Consider the following 18,939-nt stretch of genomic DNA (forward strand, 5'->3'; position numbering starts at 1 on the left):
GCCCTCGGAGGTCTCCGAGCGTGCCGTCGGGAGGGCCCTGGCGGCGCCCGCTGGGAGAGACGCGCGTCCCGCGATCCGGACACCCTGTCCCGACCCCTGGATGACGGGCGTACGCTCGTGAGCAATCAGAAGTCTCCCCGCGGGACCCCCGCGCCGAGCCTTACTGACCGCAGTCTCTATCGCAGTCCTGAAGGAGCGAGCGACGATGCCCGAGCTGAGGTCCCGCACAGTCACCCACGGCCGCAACATGGCGGGCGCCCGCGCCCTGATGCGCGCCTCCGGTGTACCCGGTGCGGACATCGGCCGCAAGCCGATCATCGCGGTCGCCAACTCCTTCACGGAGTTCGTCCCCGGCCACACCCACCTCCAGCCGGTCGGCCGGATCGTCAGCGAGGCGATCGTCGAGGCCGGCGGCATCCCGCGCGAGTTCAACACCATCGCCGTCGACGACGGCATCGCGATGGGCCACGGCGGCATGCTCTACAGCCTGCCCTCCCGCGACCTGATCGCGGACAGCGTGGAGTACATGGTCGAGGCGCACTGCGCCGACGCCCTGATCTGCATCTCCAACTGCGACAAGATCACCCCGGGCATGCTGAACGCCGCGCTGCGGCTGAACATCCCGACGGTCTTCGTCTCCGGCGGGCCGATGGAGTCAGGCCGCGCCACCCTGGTCGACGGCACGGTCCGCACCCTCGACCTGGTCGACGCGATCTCCGACGCCGTCAACGACAAGATCTCGGACGAGGACATCCTCCGCATCGAGGAGAACGCCTGCCCGACCTGCGGCTCCTGTTCCGGCATGTTCACCGCCAACTCGATGAACTGCCTGACCGAGGCGATCGGCCTCTCCCTGCCGGGCAACGGCTCGGTGCTCGCCACCCACACCGCCCGCAAGCGGCTGTACGTCGACGCGGCCCGCACGGTCATGGACATCACCCGCCGCTACTACGAGCAGGACGACGAGACGGTCCTGCCGCGCAACGTCGCGACCCTCGCCGCGTTCGAGAACGCGATGGCCCTCGACATCGCGATGGGCGGCTCGACCAACACGATCCTGCACCTGCTCGCCGCCGCCCAGGAGGCGGGCGTCCCGTTCGGCCTCGACGAGATCAACGAGGTCTCGCGCCGGGTGCCGTGCCTCGCGAAGGTCGCCCCGAACGTCGCGAAGAACCGCACGTACTACATGGAGGACGTGCACCGGGCCGGCGGCATCCCCGCCCTGCTCGGCGAGCTGCACCGGGCGGGCCTGCTCAACGAGGACGTCCACTCCGTGCACAGCCCGTCCCTCGCCGACTGGCTCAAGACCTGGGACGTGCGCGGCGGTTCGCCGTCCCCCGACGCCGTGGAGCTGTGGCACGCGGCCCCCGGCTGCGTCCGCTCCGCCGAGGCGTTCTCGCAGTCCGAGCGCTGGGAGGCGCTGGACGAGGACGCGGCGGAGGGCTGCATCCGCAGCGCCGAGCACGCCTACTCCAAGGACGGCGGCCTCGCCGTCCTCAAGGGCAACCTCGCCGTCGACGGCTGCGTGGTCAAGACGGCCGGGGTCGACGAGTCCATCTGGACCTTCGAGGGCCCCGCGGTCGTCTGCGAGTCGCAGGAGGAGGCCGTCGAGAAGATCCTGAACAAGCAGATCACCCACGGCGACGTCGTCGTCATCCGCTACGAGGGCCCCAAGGGCGGCCCCGGCATGCAGGAGATGCTCTACCCGACGTCCTTCCTCAAGGGCCGCGGCCTCGGCAAGACCTGCGCGCTCGTCACCGACGGCCGCTTCTCCGGCGGCACTTCGGGCCTCTCCATCGGCCACGCCTCACCCGAGGCGGCCTCGGGCGGCACCATCGCCCTCGTCGAGGACGGCGACCGCATCCGCATCGACATCCCCGGCCGCAGCATCGAACTCCTCGTGGACGACGCCGAACTGGCCCGCCGCGAAGAGGCGTTGGGCGGCCGGTTCGCGCCGAGGAACCGCGAGCGGAAGGTCTCCGCCGCGCTGCGCGCCTACGCGGCGATGGCCACCAGCGCCGACAAGGGCGCCGTGCGCGACGTCAGCAAGCTCGGCTGAACCAGCCGCACTTCGGCGCCGAAGGGCCGTTCTCCCGCCGGGGGAGCGGCCCTTCGGCCGTTCCGCGCCCCGCGTCCGGCCGTCCGGGTCACCAGCTCGCGGGGTGCCGCGCGTCCACCGCGAAGACGGTCCCGTCGGGCGCGGTGCCGTAGACCGTGTGCCCGGCGAGCGCGGGTGTCGGCAGCGAGGCCACCACCCGGTCGGAGTGCGGCGTGGGGCGCGGCCTGGTCTGCCCGGCGAAGGTGCCCTTCCGCGCGTCGACGGCGAGCAGCCGGCCGTCGGGCGCGCTGACGTACACGTACCGGTCGTCGGCGGCGGGCGTCGAACCCCGGCTCAGCGACGTCTCCAGCTGCCAGAGCGGCTTCCCGCTCCTGGTGTCGACGGCTTCGAGGGTCCCGCCGGTCGCCATCACGTACACCACCGCACCGCGGACGGCGGCCTCGGCGCCGTACAGCGCGAGGGGCAGCGCCGTCCTGCGCGCCTCGCGGGTCGCGGGGTCGTAGCGGACGACGGCTCTGGTGGCCGACGTCAGATCGCTCTCCAGGAAGGTGACCGTCTCCCCGGTCACCCCGACCGGCTTGAGGTTCCCGGCGAGCCGGGCGTTCCAGCGGACCTCGCCGGTGACCGGGTCCACCGCCGTGACCTGGGTGCGGGTGCCGTCTGCGGTCGCCGCGTAGGCCAGCCGGTCCCCGGTGAACGACGTGAAGTAGGGCCGGTCCTGCGCGGCGATCCGGTGCTGCCACTTCGGTTCGCCGGTGGCGCCGTCGAGGCCGGTGACCCGGCCGTCGGCGCCGGTGATCAGCAGCATCCCGGCGGCGGCCCGCATCCCGCTGTCGGCGGGGCGGTCCCGTTTCCAGCGGACCTCGCCGGTGGCGGGGTCGAGCGCTTCGAGACGCGGGGCGCCCTCGGTCAGCGCCTGGACGAGCCCCCCGGAGAGGACCGGCGGGTTGCCGCGCTCGGTGGCGGCGACCGGGTGCTTCCACAGCAGGCTGCCGTCGGCGGGGTCGAGCGCGAACACGGCACCGCGCCGGCCGCACACCAACTGCCGTCCGCCGTAAGAGCATTGGGGTGTGCCGGTGCCGGGGGTCGCCACCTGCCAGGCGGACACGGCCGGCGCGCTCGCCTTCGGGCTCGCGGGTGCGGCGGCGCCGTCCGCGCTCTCACCGCCGACCGCCTGGACGGCCACCAGACCGGCGACCCCGGCGACGACGACGGAGACGGCGGCGAGCACCGCCCTGCCGTGCCGCCCGCGCCCGAAGACCGTCCGTGCCGCGGGCTGCCGCGCGGGTCCCGACTCCCCTGCTTCGAGGGGGAGTTCGGCGTCGTCCGCGACCGGCCCCTGACCGGCGCCCGCGTCCGGGCCGGTCCCCGCGTCCGGGTCGGCGGCGGCCACCGCGCCGGTGTCCGCGTCCGTCGTGCGCTGGGTCGGTATGAAGGCCTGGGTGTCGTAGGAGGCCGCCACCGACCGCAGTTCGCGCATCAACTCGTCGGGCGTGGGCCGGTCCTCGGGCTCCTTGGCCAGGCAGCGCAGCACCAGCGGCGCCAACTGCGCGGGCACGTCCGTCAGATCAGGCTCGTCGTGCACGACCTGGTAGGCGACCACGTACGGGCTGTCCGAGTCGAAGGGGCCCCGCCCGGTCGCCGCGTGCACCAGCACCGAGCCGAGCGCGAAGATGTCGGCGGCCGGACCGACCTCCCGGGGCCTGCGGAACTGCTCGGGCGCCATGAACGGCGGCGTGCCGATCAACTTGCCCGTCTCGGTCCGCAGTTCGCTGTCCTTTGGCCGGGAAATGCCGAAGTCGATGACCTTCGGACCGTCGTCGGCGAGCAGCACGTTGCTCGGTTTCAGGTCCCGGTGCACCACGCCGACCCGGTGGATGTCGCGCAGCGCCTCGGCCAGCCCCGCCATCAGCCTGCGCAACTGCGCGGCGGGCATGGAGCCGTTCCGCTTCACATGTTCGGCGAGGGTCGGACCGGGGATGAACAGGGTCGCCATCCAGGGCCGGTCGGCCTCCGGATCGGCGTCCACGACGGGCGCGGTGAAGGCGCCGCTGACCCGGCGCGCGGCCGCCACCTCCTGCCGGAAACGGCCCCTGAACTCGGGGTCCCTGGCGAAGTCGGTGTGCACGATCTTCACCGCGAGCTTCAGCCCCGAGGTGCTGCGGGCCAGATGCACGACCCCCATGCCACCGGAGCCGAGCCGGGACTCGAGACGGTAGTGACCGGCGTACTCGGGACGTTCCGCTTCGGCCCCCGCCCCGGTGCTGCCCTGCGGCGCCATGGAACCACCCCCGTGCTGTTCGTCCGCGCCAGCGACGCACGGAGCCTAGTCGATGACCGGTGCGCGACAGAGGCGGCGTGCGGGTGTCCCGATACATGGTGGACACCGTTGTTTTTGGGCGTTTCATGGCCTGAAATAGGGGAATCAACGGGGCCCCATGGACGTCATGGGGAGCAACGGGGGAGGTACTCGCGTGTCTGTCGACCATTCCGAGGAGATCAAGGCCGCGGCCACGACGGCGAAGACGTACGCGATCGCGCCGGGGGTGACGCTCAACGTCCGCGGCGGACCCGGCACCGGGTACGCGGTCGTCCGGGTGCTCGCGGCCGGCTCACGGGTGCCGATCCACTGCCAGACCCCGGGCACCTCGGTGGCCGGCCCGTACGGCACCTCGAACATCTGGGACAGCATCGGCAGCGGTGAGTACGTGTCGGACGCCTACGTCCTCACCGGCAGCGACGGCTACGTGGCGGCGCGCTGCGGCTGATCCGCCCGGGAGCCCGCGACGGCCGGCAGCCATAATCGTCCCGTGAGCGACGAGAACCGTCCCGCGCGGGACGAGACCGGCACCCGGGCCGACCCCGCGGGCTCCCCACCGACCACCGGCCCACGCCCCGAGCCGCTGCGCTTCTTCGGCACGACCTGGGTCGAGCACGACGGCGGCTACGCCCTGCGCCGGGCCGGCGCGGCCGTCGGCTCCCTGGCCGCCGCCGCGGGCTCCTGCCTCGTCCTGCGCTTCGCCTGGGAGGGCCTCAGGATCGCCGGCACCGGCACCTTCGTGAACGTCCTCGTCGGCGCGATGTTCGCCGTCTGCACCGCGCTGGCCTTCCGCCACACCTGGGACGGCTTCACCGAAAGGCCCGCGCCCGACCGCGAGTCCTCCCTGCGGGGCCTGCTCGCGATCGGCTTCGTGGGCTCCCTCCTCGCCTACTTCCTGCGCTCCCTCACCGAGGCCCCCGGCGAGAGACTCCACCGCACCGAGTACGAGACGGCCCGCGCCCGGCACGCGGCCCGCACCACCCGCCGCACCGGCAACCCGTCGAAAAGGCGCCGCCGGAGCTGACCGGGTGGGCCACCATGACGGTATGACGGCCTCCTCCTCGCACGCCCTCCGCGCCCACTCCTTCAACGCCGCCGCCGCGCAGTACGCGGCCGCCCGGCCCTCCTACCCGCCCGCCCTCCTCGACGCCGTCGAGGACCTCGCCGGGCGTCCGCTGGCCGGGGCCCGGGTGGTCGACGTCGGCGCGGGCACCGGGATCTCCAGCGCCGTGCTGCGCGTGCGGGGTGCCCGGGTGGTCGGGGTGGAGCCCGGGGAGGGGATGGCGGCCGAGTTCCACCGGGGCCTGCCCGAGGTGCCGGTCGTGCGCGGCGACGGCAACGCGCTGCCCTTCGCCGACGGCAGCGCCGACTTCGTCACCTACGCCCAGTCCTGGCACTGGACCGACCCGGAGCGCGCGGTGCCCGAGGCGCTGCGGGTGCTGCGGCCGGGCGGCGCGCTCGCCCTGTGGTGGAACACCACCGCCCCCGACGTGCCCTGGAGCGAACGCCAACGCGAGCGCATCCAGCACCACTTGGGCTTCGACGCGATCGGCGGCCGGGCCGGCGAGGCCCCCCGCGCGGCGATCGAGGCGCTCGACGAACCCCTCGACCTCGCCGCCCGCTCCGTCGCCTGGAGCCGGCATGTCCCCGTCGACACCCACCTCGCCAACATCGGCAGCCACTCGATGTTCCTGGTCCGCGACGACGACGAGAGCGCGGCCTTCCTCGCCGAGGAACGCGACCGGCTGCTCGCCGAGTTCCCCGACGGCTCCGTCGAGGAGTGCTACGTCGTCGAACTGCTGGTGGCCGTCGCCCCCTGACCCCGCGCGGCGGCCCACCCGTCGAGGGCCGCCGCGCAGGCCAGGTCCATGTGCCGCACCCCGCCCAGCTCGAGCCGGACCGCCCGGTCGCCAGGCAGCGCCTCCAACGTGTCGAGCAGCTTCGGCAGCCGCAGGAACGTGGCATGCCCCAGCACCCGCACGACCAGCTCACCGGCCGCGTTCTCCGCCGTCTCCACCTGCACCTGGCCGGCCTCCCAGGCGGTCTTGGCCACCGCGAGCGCGAGCCCGACCAGCACTCCCTCGAAGAGGTTCCCGAAGACGATCGCGCCGACCGTCACCACCAGCACCACCACCTCACCGCGATGCCCCCGCCACATCGCCCGCACCTCCCGCACCGGCACCAGCTTGCACCCCGCGTGCACCAGCACCCCCGCCAGCGCCGCCACCGGGATCAGTTCGAGCACCCCGGGCACCACGGCCGTGAACAGCAGCAGCCACACCCCGTGCAGCACCCGCGACGCCTTCGTCCGCGCGCCCGCCCGCACGTTCGCCGCGCTGCGCACGATCACCGCCGTCATCGGCAGCGCCCCCAGCAGCCCGCACACCGTGTTCCCCACGCCCTGGGACATCAGCTCACGGTCGTAGTGCGTGCGCGGCCCCCGGTGCAGCCGGTCCACCGCCGCCGCGCCGAACAGTGACTCAGCCGACGCGATCAGCGCGAACGCCACGACCGTCCCGACCACCCCCGGCTCCGTCAGCCGCCCGAACTGCGACACGTCGAGCACCCGTATCGACTCCAGCAGCCCCCGCACCCCGACCCGCCGCACGTCCAGGCCGAACACCCCGGTCAGCGCCGCCGCCACGGCCACCGCGACCAGCGGCGCGGGCACCGCGCGGGCACCCAGGCGCCACCGCGGCCACAGCACCAGTACGGCCAGCGTGGCACCGCCCACCGACAGCGCCGTCGCGTCCATCAGCCCCGGCAGCGACACCAGCCCGGTGAGCTTGCCGAGCCCGGTCCCCGGCGCCGTCACGTCACCGAGCGCGTACAGCTGCCCGACGATCAGGATCAGACCGATCCCGGTCAGCATCCCCTGCACGACGGCCACCGACACGGCCCGGAACCACCGCCCGAGCCCCAGCGCCCCGAGCCCCAGCTGAACCAGCCCGGCCACGAACACCAGCACCCCGAGCGCCTCGACGCCGTAGGCGTGGACGGCCTCGTACACGAGCACCGTCAGCCCCGCCGCCGGGCCGCTCACCTGGAGGCTGCTGCCGGGCAGCGACCCGGCGACGAGACCGCCGACGATCCCGGTGACGAGCCCCAGCTCGGCGGGGACACCCGAGGCCATCGCCACGCCGACGCAGAGCGGCAGCGCGACGAGGAAGACGACGAGGGAAGCGAGCAGATCGGCCGTGTGTGCGCGAGAGCGCATGACAGCACCTCCGTGGTCGACGGGAGATGCGTGGGCGCCGGACCGGGGGAGGGCACGGCGAAGGTGATGCGCGGCATCCGACCTCGCACTGAAATCCATTGTCGGCAAAGGGAGTTGAGCGCGCACGCGGATCGTGTGTCGAACGCGTGAACCCGGAGGCGCGGATACCGGACCGCCCCCTTCCGATCACGCCGCCACGCGCCTGCGCCACCCCGCACTCCCCACGCCGGGCACGGCGGCCCCGCCCCCTCCTTGACGGCCCCTCCCCGGAGGAGCATTGTTCATCACGTGATGAATATAAGGCGCACCCCGGACGCGATCCGCGCCGACGCCCTCACCGTCCGCCGCGGCCCCCGCACCGTCCTGCACGGACTGGCCCTCACCGTCCCGCGCGGCCGCGTCACCGGACTGCTCGGCCCCTCGGGCTGCGGCAAGTCGACCCTGCTGCGCGCGATCGTCGGCACCCAGGCCCAGGTCACCGGCGTCCTCGAGGTCCTCGGCCGCCCCGCCGGCCACCCCGGACTGCGCACCCGCGTCGGCTACGTCACCCAGGCACCCTCCGTCTACGACGACCTGACCGTCCGCCAGAACCTCGCCTACTTCGCCGCGATCCTCGACCCCGGCAGAACCGCGGCCGCCCGCCGCCACCAGGACGTCCAGCGCGCCCTGGCCGACGTCGACCTCACCGACCGCGCCGACACCCTCGCCGGACACCTCTCCGGCGGCCAGCGCAGCCGGGTCTCCCTCGCCGTCGCGCTGCTCGGCAGCCCCGAACTCCTCGTCCTCGACGAACCCACCGTCGGCCTCGACCCCGTCCTGCGCCGCGACCTCTGGGCCCTCTTCCACACCCTCGCCGACCGCGGCACCACCCTCCTCGTCTCCTCGCACGTCATGGACGAGGCCGAGCGCTGCCACCGCCTCCTGCTCATGCGCGACGGCGCGATCCTCGCCGACGGCACCCCCGACGCCCTGCGCGCCCGGACCGGCGCCGACACCGTCGAAGCGGCCTTCCTGCACCTCGTCGACGAAGCGGCGACAGCCGACCGCACCCAGGACAGGACCGCCGACACCAACGGCACCGACAGCACCGTCAGGAGCAACACCACCGTCACCACCGTCAACACCGACAGGACCGCCCGATGACCACCACCCGCGCCCCGGGCCGCGTCCTCAGCCCCGCCCGCAACACCGCCACCGCCGCCCGCGTACTGCGCCAGCTCCGCCACGACCCGCGCACCATCGCGCTGCTGCTCGTGATCCCCTGCGCGATGCTCTTCCTGCTCCGCTACGTCTTCGACGGCGACCCGCGCACCTTCGACCAAATCGGCGCCTCGCTCCTCGGGATCTTCCCGCTGATCACCATGTTCCTGGTGACGTCCATCGCCACCCTGCGCGAACGCACCTCGGGCACCCTCGAACGACTCCTCGCCCTGCCGCTGGCCAAGGCCGACCTCATCGCCGGCTACGCCCTCGCCTTCGGCGGCCTCGCCATCCTGCAGTCCGCGCTCGCCACCGGCCTCGCCGTCCGGTTCCTCGGCCTCGACGTCACCGGCAGCCCCTGGCTGCTGCTCCTGGTCGCGCTCCTCGACGCCCTGCTCGGCACCGCCCTCGGCCTCTTCGTCTCCGCGTTCGCCGCGTCCGAGTTCCAGGCCGTCCAGTTCATGCCCGCGGTGATCTTCCCGCAGCTCCTGCTCTGCGGCCTGTTCACCCCGCGCTCCGCGATGCAGCCCGCCCTGGAGGCCGTCTCCGCCGTCCTGCCCATGTCGTACGCCGTCGACGGCATGAACGAGGGCGTCACCCACGCCGACCCCACCGGCGCCTTCGTCCGGGACGTCCTCGTCGTCGCGGGCTGCGCCCTGCTGGTCCTCGCCCTGGGCGCCGCCACCCTCCGCCGCCGCACCCCGTGAGCGACCCCGCGCCCCGGCCGTCACCCGCGCCCCACGGGTCCGCCCACCGGACACCCGACCCGCGCCCACCGCCCCCGATGGGAGGATGAACCCGGACGACGCACCCTCCGGAGGGCACCAAGCCATGACCCAGAAAGTCGCAGTCCTCGGCACCGGCAAGATCGGCGAAGCCCTGCTCAGCGGAATGATCCGCGGCGGCTGGACGCCCGAGGACCTGCTGGTCACCACCCGCCGCCCGGAACGCGCCGAGGAACTCCGCGCCCGCCACGGCGTCACCCCGGTCAGCAACGCGGAGGCCGTCAAGGCCGCCGACACCCTGATCCTCACCGTGAAGCCGCAGGACATGGGCCACCTCGTCGACGAACTGGCCCCGCACCTCGCCGCCCACCACCTGATCATCAGCGGCGCGGCCGGCATCCCCACGTCCTTCTTCGAGGACCGCCTCGCCGCGGGCACCCCGGTCGTCCGCGTCATGACGAACACCCCCGCCCTCGTCGACGAGGCCATGTCCGTCATCTCGGCCGGCAGCCACGCCACCGCCGCGCACCTCGCGCACGCCGAGGCGATCTTCGGCGCCGTCGGCAAGACGCTCCGCGTCCCCGAGTCCCAGCAGGACGCCTGCACCGCCCTCTCGGGATCAGGCCCGGCGTACTTCTTCTACCTGGTCGAAGCCATGACGGACGCCGGCATCCTGCTCGGCCTGCCCCGCGACAAGGCCCACGACCTCATCGTCCAGTCCGCGATCGGCGCCGCGACGATGCTCCGCGACAGCGGCGAACACCCCGTCAGGCTCCGCGAGAACGTCACCTCACCCGCGGGCACCACCATCAACGCCATCCGCGAACTGGAGAACCACGGCGTCAGGGCCGCCCTCATCGCCGCCCTCGAAGCGGCCCGCGACCGCAGCCGCGAACTCGCCTCGGGCACCAAGGACTGACCTCACCCCCGGACGCCGGCCACCACCTCCTCCGTCGTCACCACGCGCGCGAACCCGCCCCCGTGCAACGACACCGCCGACGCCCGCCCCACCTCGTCCGCGCCCAGCCGCCACCCGAACGGCCCCACGAGATCGAACGTGTACGTCGCGTCGTACGCCACCACCACGTCGTAGCCGAGATTGCCGCCCATCCGGGCGGTCGTCTCCACACACATGTTGGTCTGGATCCCGGCCAGCACCAGCTGCCCGATCTCGGCCGACGTCAACCACGCGCCGAGATCAGGCTCCCCCAGGAACGCCGAGTTGACGGTCTTCGTCACCAGCAGCTCGGGCCCGGCCCCCTTCCCGCGCCGCTCCTCCACATACGGCTTGAACCCGTTGCCCGCGCTCCCCGCCCGCAACGGCGAGTCCGCCCGCACCGAGTCGTGCCGCACGAACACCACAGGACGCCCCGACGACTGCCAGACGTCGATCAGCGCCGCGATGTTGCCGTCGGCCCCCGGGTTGTTGCGAGGCCCCCAGAAACCGGTGTCCTCGAAACCCCGCTGCACATCCACGACCACCAGGGCCGCGTTCTCCGCAATCTCCATGCCCCGATCCTGCCGCCGGACCGGCCACCGCCCCAGCAGGCAGAAAGACAGCGATCGATGGTTTACTGCCAGCCATGGAGCCCCCGTACAAGGTCGCCCTGGTCACCTTCCCCGGCATCCGCGCCTTCGACGTCTGCGTCATCACCGAGGTCTGGGGAACCGACCGCACCGACCGCGGCGCCCCCGCCTTCGACCTGCGCCGCGCCGCCCCCGACCGCACCCGGGTCCCGCTCCGCGGCGGCCTCACCCTCCAGCCCGACCGCACCCTCGCCTGGCTCGACCGCGCCGACCTGATCGTCGTCCCGGGACTCGACGACCACCTCACCCCCGCGCCCGCCCCGGTCCTCGCCGCCCTGCGCCGCGCCCACACCCGAGGCACCACCCTGGCCGCCCTCTGCGGCGGCGCCTTCACCCTCGCCCAGGCCGGCCTCCTCGACGGCCGCCGCGCCATCACCCACTGGAACCTCATCGACCGGCTGCGCGCCGACCACCCGCGCGTCACCGTCGTCCCCGACGCGCTGTTCATCGAGGACTCCAACATCTGGACGGCCGCCGGGACCGCCGCCGGCATCGACCTCTGCCTCCACCTGGTCCGCCGCACCCACGGCGCCGAAGCCGCGGCCACCATCGCCCGCTCGATGGTCACCGCGCCCTTCCGCACCGGCAACCAGGCCCAGTTCATCGAACACCCCACCCCCAGGGCCGACCGCGACGCCGACGCGCTCGCCGCCGTCCGCGAACACGCCCTGCGCCACCTCCACGAACCGCTGACGGTGGCCGGCCTCGCCGCCCGCGCGGGCATGTCACCGCGCGGCTTCGCCCGCCACTTCACCGCCGCGACCGGCACCACCCCGCTCAACTGGCTCCTCGACCAGCGCGTCGCCGCCGCCCAGCGACTCCTGGAGCGCACCGACCTGCCCATGCCCGAGGTGGCCCGGCGCGCCGGGTTCGGCAGCGAGGTCACGATGCGCCAGCACTTCGCAGCGCGCCTCGCCACCAGCCCCCGCGCCTACCGCGCCGCGTTCAACGCCGGCTCCGCCACCGGGGGCAGCAGCCCGATCGCCCGGTAGGCGGCGTCCACGGTCGGCCTGGCCATGGCCCGCGCCTTCGCCGCGCCGTCCCGCAGCACCTCCTCCACGTAGGAGGGGTCGGCGCACAGCTCCTGGTGCCGGTCCCGCACCGGCCGCAGCACCTCGACCACGGCGTCGGCGGTCTCCTTCTTCAACGCGCCGTACGAGGAGTACGTCCCGCTCAGCGCCTCGGGGTCGGCTCCGGTGCAGGCGGCGAGGATCTCCAGCAGATTCGCGATCCCGGGCCGCTCCTCACGGTCGTAGAGGACGTCCTGCCCGCTGTCGGTCACCGCCCGCATGATCTTCTTGCGCACCACGTCGGGCTCGTCGAGCAGATAGACGATGCCGGGCCCGGCGACGGCCGCGTCGTCCGACTTCCCCATCTTCGACGACGGCTCCTGGAGGTTCATGACCCGCGCGGCCACCTCGGGGTGGGTCGCCCTGGGCACGGTGAAGGTGTGCCCGTAGCGCTGGTTGAACCGCACCGCGAGATCCCGGGTCAGCTCCACGTGCTGCGTCTGGTCGTCCCCGACCGGCACCTCGTCGGTCCGGTAGGCGAGGATGTCCGCCGCCATCAGCACGGGATACGTCAGCAGCGAGAGCCGCACACTCCCGCCCCGGTCCCGCTCCCGCGCCGCCTTCTCCTTGTACTGGACCATCCGCCGCATCTCGCCGTCGGTGGCCACGCACTCCAGCAGGTACGACAGCCGCGCGTGCTCGTCCACCTGGCTCTGCACGAAGACCGTGCACAGCCGCGGATCCACCCCGGCCGCGAGCAGCAGCGTCGCCGCCTGCCGGCTGAGCCTGCGCACCCGCGCCGGATCGTGGTCGACGGTGAGCGCGTGCAGATCGACGACGCAGAACAGGGCGTCGGCCCGATGCTGGTCGACCGAGGCCCAGCGCCGCATGGCCCCCAGGTAGTTCCCCAGGGTCAGGTGCCCGGTCGGCTTGATCCCGCTGAAGACTCGCGTCATCTCCACTCCACCTCCTGATCGAGGCCGCCGCCCTGACCGGCCGGCTCCCCGAGGCTCCGGAGGGAGAGACGAGAACGGCCGCCGAGGCGGCGGCCGTTGAGTGCATACGTGAGCACGGCCGCCGTCAGGCGGCCCACCACAGCTGGGTGCACGTACGCGTTGTCATGCGGCCGAGAGTACGCCCCGGAACCCGGCGGCACAGCGAGTTGACACGCCTGGACCCCGTACGTAATGTTCTCCGGGCTGTCCGACGTGAGCGCCGACTCCGGTCGGTCCCCGGACAGCCATTCCGCAGTACTCACCACCTCACGACGACCGGTCGTTCCGGTCGGCGTCGCGTTGTCGGCAAGTGCGTGCGAAATGAGGAATCCACGTTCGAAAGGACGCGGCCCCCGATTGGCTTCGGGAGCCGGGAATCCGCTAAGGTCTCACCTCGTCGGAAGGGCCCAACAGCCCGGAAGGCGAAACCCGCTGACTGGGAATCAGGCCCGAAAGGATCTGATAGAGTCGGAACCGCCGGAAAGGGAAAGCGCGAAAGCGGAAACCCCGGAAAGCACCGAGGAAATCGGATCGGAAAGATCTGATAGAGTCGGAAACGCAAGACCGAAGGGAAGCCCGGAGGAAAGCCCGAGAGGGTGAGTACAAAGGAAGCGACCGTTCCTTGAGAACTCAACAGCGTGCCAAAAGTCAACGCCAGATATGTTGATACCCCGTCTCCGGTCATCATGACCGGGGCGAGGTTCCTTTGAAGAAAACACAGCGAGGACGCTGTGTGCGAGGGGATTATTCCTCTCCTCGCACCGCTCTCGTGGTGTCATCCCGATTACGGGAAAACATTCACGGAGAGTTTGATCCTGGCTCAGGACGAACGCTGGCGGCGTGCTTAACACATGCAAGTCGAACGATGAAGCCCTTCGGGGTGGATTAGTGGCGAACGGGTGAGTAACACGTGGGCAATCTGCCCTGCACTCTGGGACAAGCCCTGGAAACGGGGTCTAATACCAGATATGACCGTCTTGGGCATCCTTGACGGTGTAAAGCTCCGGCGGTGCAGGATGAGCCCGCGGCCTATCAGCTTGTTGGTGAGGTAATGGCTCACCAAGGCGACGACGGGTAGCCGGCCTGAGAGGGCGACCGGCCACACTGGGACTGAGACACGGCCCAGACTCCTACGGGAGGCAGCAGTGGGGAATATTGCACAATGGGCGAAAGCCTGATGCAGCGACGCCGCGTGAGGGATGACGGCCTTCGGGTTGTAAACCTCTTTCAGCAGGGAAGAAGCGAAAGTGACGGTACCTGCAGAAGAAGCGCCGGCTAACTACGTGCCAGCAGCCGCGGTAATACGTAGGGCGCAAGCGTTGTCCGGAATTATTGGGCGTAAAGAGCTCGTAGGCGGCTTGTCACGTCGGTTGTGAAAGCCCGGGGCTTAACCCCGGGTCTGCAGTCGATACGGGCAGGCTAGAGTTCGGTAGGGGAGATCGGAATTCCTGGTGTAGCGGTGAAATGCGCAGATATCAGGAGGAACACCGGTGGCGAAGGCGGATCTCTGGGCCGATACTGACGCTGAGGAGCGAAAGCGTGGGGAGCGAACAGGATTAGATACCCTGGTAGTCCACGCCGTAAACGGTGGGCACTAGGTGTGGGCAACATTCCACGTTGTCCGTGCCGCAGCTAACGCATTAAGTGCCCCGCCTGGGGAGTACGGCCGCAAGGCTAAAACTCAAAGGAATTGACGGGGGCCCGCACAAGCGGCGGAGCATGTGGCTTAATTCGACGCAACGCGAAGAACCTTACCAAGGCTTGACATACACCGGAAACGTCTGGAGACAGGCGCCCCCTTGTGGTCGGTGTACAGGTGGTGCATGGCTGTCGTCAGCTCGTGTCGTGAGATGTTGGGTTAAGTCCCGCAACGAGCGCAACCCTTGTCCCGTGTTGCCAGCAGGCCCTTGTGGTGCTGGGGACTCACGGGAGACCGCCGGGGTCAACTCGGAGGAAGGTGGGGACGACGTCAAGTCATCATGCCCCTTATGTCTTGGGCTGCACACGTGCTACAATGGCCGGTACAATGAGCTGCGATACCGTGAGGTGGAGCGAATCTCAAAAAGCCGGTCTCAGTTCGGATTGGGGTCTGCAACTCGACCCCATGAAGTCGGAGTCGCTAGTAATCGCAGATCAGCATTGCTGCGGTGAATACGTTCCCGGGCCTTGTACACACCGCCCGTCACGTCACGAAAGTCGGTAACACCCGAAGCCGGTGGCCCAACCCCTTGTGGGAGGGAGCTGTCGAAGGTGGGACTGGCGATTGGGACGAAGTCGTAACAAGGTAGCCGTACCGGAAGGTGCGGCTGGATCACCTCCTTTCTAAGGAGCACTTCTCACCAGCCTCGGCTGGTCAGAGGCCAGTACATCGGCGCACGTTCGATGCTGGTTGCTCATGGGTGGAACGTTGACTACTCGGCACACTCGGTCTGTCTTCTCTTTCCAGTACTGCTTCGGCGTGGAACGGGAGAGGAGAGGATGTGAGGGTGTCGGGCACGCTGTTGGGTGTCTGAGGGAATGATCTTCCTTCAGTTGCCGGCCCCAGTGCACTCGAACCGATGGTTCGGGGTGATGGGTGGCTGGTCGTTGTTTGAGAACTGCACAGTGGACGCGAGCATCTGTGGCCAAGTTTTTAAGGGCGCACGGTGGATGCCTTGGCACCAGGAACCGATGAAGGACGTGGGAGGCCACGATAGTCCCCGGGGAGTCGTCAACCAGGCTTTGATCCGGGGGTTTCCGAATGGGGAAACCCGGCAGTCGTCATGGGCTGTCACCCTTGTCTGAACACATAGGGCAAGTGGAGGGAACGCGGGGAAGTGAAACATCTCAGTACCCGCAGGAAGAGAAAACAACCGTGATTCCGGGAGTAGTGGCGAGCGAAACCGGATGAGGCCAAACCGTATGCGTGTGAGACCCGGCAGGGGTTGCGTATACGGGGTTGTGGGATCTCTCTTTCATGGTCTGCCGGCCGTGAGACGAGTCAGAAACCGTTGATGTAGGCGAAGGACATGCGAAAGGTCCGGCGTAGAGGGTAAGACCCCCGTAGCTGAAACATTAGCGGCTCGTTTGAGAGACACCCAAGTAGCACGGGGCCCGAGAAATCCCGTGTGAATCTGGCGGGACCACCCGCTAAGCCTAAATATTCCCTGGTGACCGATAGCGGATAGTACCGTGAGGGAATGGTGAAAAGTACCGCGGGAGCGGAGTGAAATAGTACCTGAAACCGTGTGCCTACAAGCCGTGGGAGCGTCGGGCAAGCACTTGTGTTTGCCTCGTGACTGCGTGCCTTTTGAAGAATGAGCCTGCGAGTTTGCGGTGTGTTGCGAGGTTAACCCGTGTGGGGAAGCCGTAGCGAAAGCGAGTCCGAACAGGGCGTTTCAGTAGCATGCTCAAGACCCGAAGCGGAGTGATCTAGCCATGGGCAGGTTGAAGCGGAGGTAAGACTTCGTGGAGGACCGAACCCACCAGGGTTGAAAACCTGGGGGATGACCTGTGGTTAGGGGTGAAAGGCCAATCAAACTCCGTGATAGCTGGTTCTCCCCGAAATGCATTTAGGTGCAGCGTCGTGTGTTTCTTGCCGGAGGTAGAGCACTGGATAGGCGATGGGCCCTACCGGGTTACTGACCTTAGCCAAACTCCGAATGCCGGTAAGTGAGAGCGCGGCAGTGAGACTGTGGGGGATAAGCTCCATGGTCGAGAGGGAAACAGCCCAGAGCATCGACTAAGGCCCCTAAGCGTACGCTAAGTGGGAAAGGATGTGGAGTCGCACAGACAACCAGGAGGTTGGCTTAGAAGCAGCCACCCTTGAAAGAGTGCGTAATAGCTCACTGGTCTAGTGATTCCGCGCCGACAATGTAGCGGGGCTCAAGCGTACCGCCGAAGTCGTGTCATTGCAGCATGAGGGCCAACGCCCGCTGTGATGGGTAGGGGAGCGTCGTCTGCCGGGTGAAGCAGCCGCGGAAGCGAGTTGTGGACGGTTGACGAGTGAGAATGCAGGCATGAGTAGCGATACACACGTGGGAAACGTGTGCGCCGATTGACTAAGGGTTCCTGGGTCAAGCTGATCTGCCCAGGGTAAGTCGGGACCTAAGGCGAGGCCGACAGGCGTAGTCGATGGATAACCGGTTGATATTCCGGTACCCGCTGTGAAGCGTCAAACATCGAGCATCGTGATGCTAAGGCCGTGAAGCCGCCCTGATCTCTTCGGAGTTGAGGGGAGTGGTGGAGCCGCCGGACCAAGCGGTTAGTAGGTGAGTGATGGGGTGACGCAGGAAGGTAGTCCATCCCGGGCGATGGTAGTCCCGGGGTAAGGGTGTAGGCCGTGCGGTAGGTAAATCCGTCGCACATGTGGCTGAGACCTGATGCCGAGCCGATTGTGGTGAAGTGGATGATCCTATGCTGTCGAGAAAAGCCTCTAGCGAGTTTCATGGCGGCCCGTACCCTAAACCGACTCAGGTGGTCAGGTAGAGAATACCGAGGCGTTCGGGTGAACTATGGTTAAGGAACTCGGCAAAATGCCCCCGTAACTTCGGGAGAAGGGGGGCCACGTCTGGTGATCCGTTTTACACGGTGAGCTGGGGGTGGCCGCAGAGACCAGCGAGAAGCGACTGTTTACTAAAAACACAGGTCCGTGCGAAGCCGTAAGGCGATGTATACGGACTGACGCCTGCCCGGTGCTGGAACGTTAAGGGGACCGGTTAGTCGAGATTCGTCTCGGCGAAGCTGAGAACTTAAGCGCCAGTAAACGGCGGTGGTAACTATAACCATCCTAAGGTAGCGAAATTCCTTGTCGGGTAAGTTCCGACCTGCACGAATGGCGTAACGACTTCTCGACTGTCTCAACCATAGGCCCGGTGAAATTGCACTACGAGTAAAGATGCTCGTTTCGCGCAGCAGGACGGAAAGACCCCGGGACCTTTACTACAGTTTGATATTGGTGTTCGGTTCGGCTTGTGTAGGATAGCTGGGAGACTTTGATCATCGGACGCCAGTTCGGTGTGAGTCGTCGTTGAAATACCAGTCTGGTCGTGCTGGATGTCTAACCTGGGTCCGTGATCCGGATCAGGGACAGTGTCTGATGGGTAGTTTAACTGGGGCGGTTGCCTCCTAAAGAGTAACGGAGGCGCCCAAAGGTTCCCTCAGCCTGGTTGGTAATCAGGTGTTGAGTGTAAGTGCACAAGGGAGCTTGACTGTGAGACCGACGGGTCGAGCAGGGACGAAAGTCGGGACTAGTGATCCGGCGGTGGCTTGTGGAAGCGCCGTCGCTCAACGGATAAAAGGTACCCCGGGGATAACAGGCTGATCTTCCCCAAGAGTCCATATCGACGGGATGGTTTGGCACCTCGATGTCGGCTCGTCGCATCCTGGGGCTGGAGTCGGTCCCAAGGGTTGGGCTGTTCGCCCATTAAAGCGGTACGCGAGCTGGGTTTAGAACGTCGTGAGACAGTTCGGTCCCTATCCGCTGTGCGCGTAGGAGTCTTGAGAAGGGCTGTCCCTAGTACGAGAGGACCGGGACGGACGAACCTCTGGTGTGCCAGTTGTCCTGCCAAGGGCATGGCTGGTTGGCTACGTTCGGGAGGGATAACCGCTGAAAGCATCTAAGCGGGAAGCCTGCTTCGAGATGAGGACTCCCACCCACTTGATGGGTTAAGGCTCCCAGTAGACGACTGGGTTGATAGGCCGGATCTGGAAGCACGGTAACGTGTGGAGGTGACCGGTACTAATAGGCCGAGGGCTTGTCCTCAGTTGCTCGCGTCCACTGTGTTGGTTCTGAAACCACGAACAGCCCCACACCTGAACCCTTTGCTGGGTTGGTTGTGGTGTGGC

12 protein-coding genes and 2 rRNA genes are annotated in these 18,939 nt (G+C 68.8%); 10 read left to right on the plus strand and 4 right to left on the minus strand.

The genetic code is table 11. The annotated features are described in order from the left end of the window. Window positions 1-205: 205 nt before the first annotated feature. Complete coding sequence (gene ilvD, locus DDJ31_RS21835; protein WP_127178648.1) at window positions 206-2,059, plus strand: dihydroxy-acid dehydratase; 1,854 nt, start codon at window positions 206-208, stop codon at window positions 2,057-2,059. Window positions 2,060-2,147: 88 nt separating this feature from the next. Here ilvD and DDJ31_RS21840 read toward each other — a convergent pair whose 3' ends face one another. Beyond that, window positions 2,148-4,340 (minus strand): serine/threonine-protein kinase, encoded by a 2,193-nt coding sequence (locus tag DDJ31_RS21840; RefSeq protein WP_127178647.1) that lies wholly within the window; start codon window positions 4,338-4,340, stop codon window positions 2,148-2,150. Window positions 4,341-4,533: 193 nt separating this feature from the next. Between DDJ31_RS21840 and DDJ31_RS21845 the strand changes: the two genes are divergently transcribed. From DDJ31_RS21845 to DDJ31_RS21855, 3 genes are read left to right on the plus strand one after another with little or no spacing between them, the layout of a single operon-like run. After that, on the plus strand, window positions 4,534-4,827 hold the full coding sequence (locus tag DDJ31_RS21845) for a peptidase (RefSeq protein WP_240678116.1): 294 nt from the start codon (window positions 4,534-4,536) through the stop codon (window positions 4,825-4,827). A 42-nt stretch (window positions 4,828-4,869) separates the two neighbouring features. Beyond that, on the plus strand, window positions 4,870-5,403 hold the full coding sequence (locus tag DDJ31_RS21850) for an EamA/RhaT family transporter (RefSeq protein ID WP_171480872.1): 534 nt from the start codon (window positions 4,870-4,872) through the stop codon (window positions 5,401-5,403). Between the two features lie 22 nt (window positions 5,404-5,425). Beyond that, window positions 5,426-6,199 carry a class I SAM-dependent methyltransferase gene (locus DDJ31_RS21855; protein ID WP_127178646.1) on the plus strand — a complete coding sequence of 258 codons (774 nt, stop codon included), beginning with the start codon at window positions 5,426-5,428 and terminating at the stop codon, window positions 6,197-6,199. Here the strand turns inward: DDJ31_RS21855 and DDJ31_RS21860 are convergent. Beyond that, a complete protein-coding gene (locus DDJ31_RS21860) occupies window positions 6,163-7,596 on the minus strand; it encodes a SulP family inorganic anion transporter (protein WP_127178645.1) in 1,434 nt (477 codons plus the stop codon). The genes DDJ31_RS21855 and DDJ31_RS21860 overlap by 37 nt on opposite strands. Before the next feature lie 291 nt (window positions 7,597-7,887). On the opposite strand from DDJ31_RS21860, the gene DDJ31_RS21865 reads away from it, so the two are divergent. From DDJ31_RS21865 to proC, 3 genes are all read left to right on the plus strand, one after another. Then, window positions 7,888-8,739 (plus strand): ABC transporter ATP-binding protein, encoded by an 852-nt coding sequence (locus DDJ31_RS21865; RefSeq protein ID WP_127178644.1) that lies wholly within the window; start codon window positions 7,888-7,890, stop codon window positions 8,737-8,739. Further along, window positions 8,736-9,503, plus strand: coding sequence for an ABC transporter permease (locus DDJ31_RS21870; RefSeq protein ID WP_127178643.1), 768 nt, complete (start codon window positions 8,736-8,738; stop codon window positions 9,501-9,503). Before DDJ31_RS21865 ends, DDJ31_RS21870 begins: the two co-directional genes overlap by 4 nt. Window positions 9,504-9,627: 124 nt before the next feature. Continuing rightward, window positions 9,628-10,440, plus strand: coding sequence for a pyrroline-5-carboxylate reductase (gene proC, locus DDJ31_RS21875; RefSeq protein WP_127178642.1), 813 nt, complete (start codon window positions 9,628-9,630; stop codon window positions 10,438-10,440). Window positions 10,441-10,442: 2 nt separating this feature from the next. Here the strand turns inward: proC and DDJ31_RS21880 are convergent, their stop codons facing one another. Beyond that, window positions 10,443-11,030: a cysteine hydrolase family protein gene (locus DDJ31_RS21880; RefSeq protein WP_127178641.1), complete on the minus strand. Its 588-nt coding sequence runs from the start codon at window positions 11,028-11,030 to the stop codon at window positions 10,443-10,445. Between the two features lie 74 nt (window positions 11,031-11,104). Between DDJ31_RS21880 and DDJ31_RS21885 the strand changes: the two genes are divergently transcribed. Next, window positions 11,105-12,100, plus strand: coding sequence for a GlxA family transcriptional regulator (locus DDJ31_RS21885; RefSeq protein WP_171480873.1), 996 nt, complete (start codon window positions 11,105-11,107; stop codon window positions 12,098-12,100). On the opposite strand, the gene trpS is transcribed toward DDJ31_RS21885, so the two are convergent. After that, the gene (trpS, locus tag DDJ31_RS21890; RefSeq protein WP_127178640.1) at window positions 12,040-13,074 is read right to left on the minus strand and encodes a tryptophan--tRNA ligase; all 1,035 of its coding nucleotides are present in this window, start codon (window positions 13,072-13,074) and stop codon (window positions 12,040-12,042) included. The two genes, DDJ31_RS21885 and trpS, sit on opposite strands and share 61 nt — an antisense overlap. Window positions 13,075-13,910: 836 nt before the next feature. On the opposite strand from trpS, the gene DDJ31_RS21895 reads away from it, so the two are divergent. Next, a 16S ribosomal RNA gene (locus DDJ31_RS21895) occupies window positions 13,911-15,435 on the plus strand. 300 nt (window positions 15,436-15,735) lie between these two features. Then, window positions 15,736-18,856: ribosomal RNA gene (locus DDJ31_RS21900) — 23S ribosomal RNA — on the plus strand. Together the 16S and 23S rRNA genes form the textbook arrangement of a ribosomal RNA operon. The last annotated feature ends 83 nt before the right edge of the window (window positions 18,857-18,939 follow it).

This window comes from Streptomyces griseoviridis, from assembly GCF_005222485.1.
In the GTDB taxonomy this organism is placed as follows: domain Bacteria; phylum Actinomycetota; class Actinomycetes; order Streptomycetales; family Streptomycetaceae; genus Streptomyces; species Streptomyces hintoniae.

Bases quoted from the DNA above. Each gene is read 5' to 3' on its own strand.
- proC (WP_127178642.1), top strand. From the start codon at position 9,628: ATGACCCAGAAAGTCGCAGTCCTCGGCACCGGCAAGATCGGCGAAGCC.
- trpS (WP_127178640.1), bottom strand. From the start codon at position 13,074: ATGACGCGAGTCTTCAGCGGGATCAAGCCGACCGGGCACCTGACCCTG.
- DDJ31_RS21880 (WP_127178641.1), bottom strand. From the start codon at position 11,030: ATGGAGATTGCGGAGAACGCGGCCCTGGTGGTCGTGGATGTGCAGCGG.
- DDJ31_RS21885 (WP_171480873.1), top strand. From the start codon at position 11,105: ATGGAGCCCCCGTACAAGGTCGCCCTGGTCACCTTCCCCGGCATCCGC.
- DDJ31_RS21840 (WP_127178647.1), bottom strand. From the start codon at position 4,340: ATGGCGCCGCAGGGCAGCACCGGGGCGGGGGCCGAAGCGGAACGTCCC.
- DDJ31_RS21855 (WP_127178646.1), top strand. From the start codon at position 5,426: ATGACGGCCTCCTCCTCGCACGCCCTCCGCGCCCACTCCTTCAACGCC.
- ilvD (WP_127178648.1), top strand. From the start codon at position 206: ATGCCCGAGCTGAGGTCCCGCACAGTCACCCACGGCCGCAACATGGCG.
- DDJ31_RS21865 (WP_127178644.1), top strand. From the start codon at position 7,888: ATGAATATAAGGCGCACCCCGGACGCGATCCGCGCCGACGCCCTCACC.
- DDJ31_RS21870 (WP_127178643.1), top strand. From the start codon at position 8,736: ATGACCACCACCCGCGCCCCGGGCCGCGTCCTCAGCCCCGCCCGCAAC.
- DDJ31_RS21860 (WP_127178645.1), bottom strand. From the start codon at position 7,596: ATGCGCTCTCGCGCACACACGGCCGATCTGCTCGCTTCCCTCGTCGTC.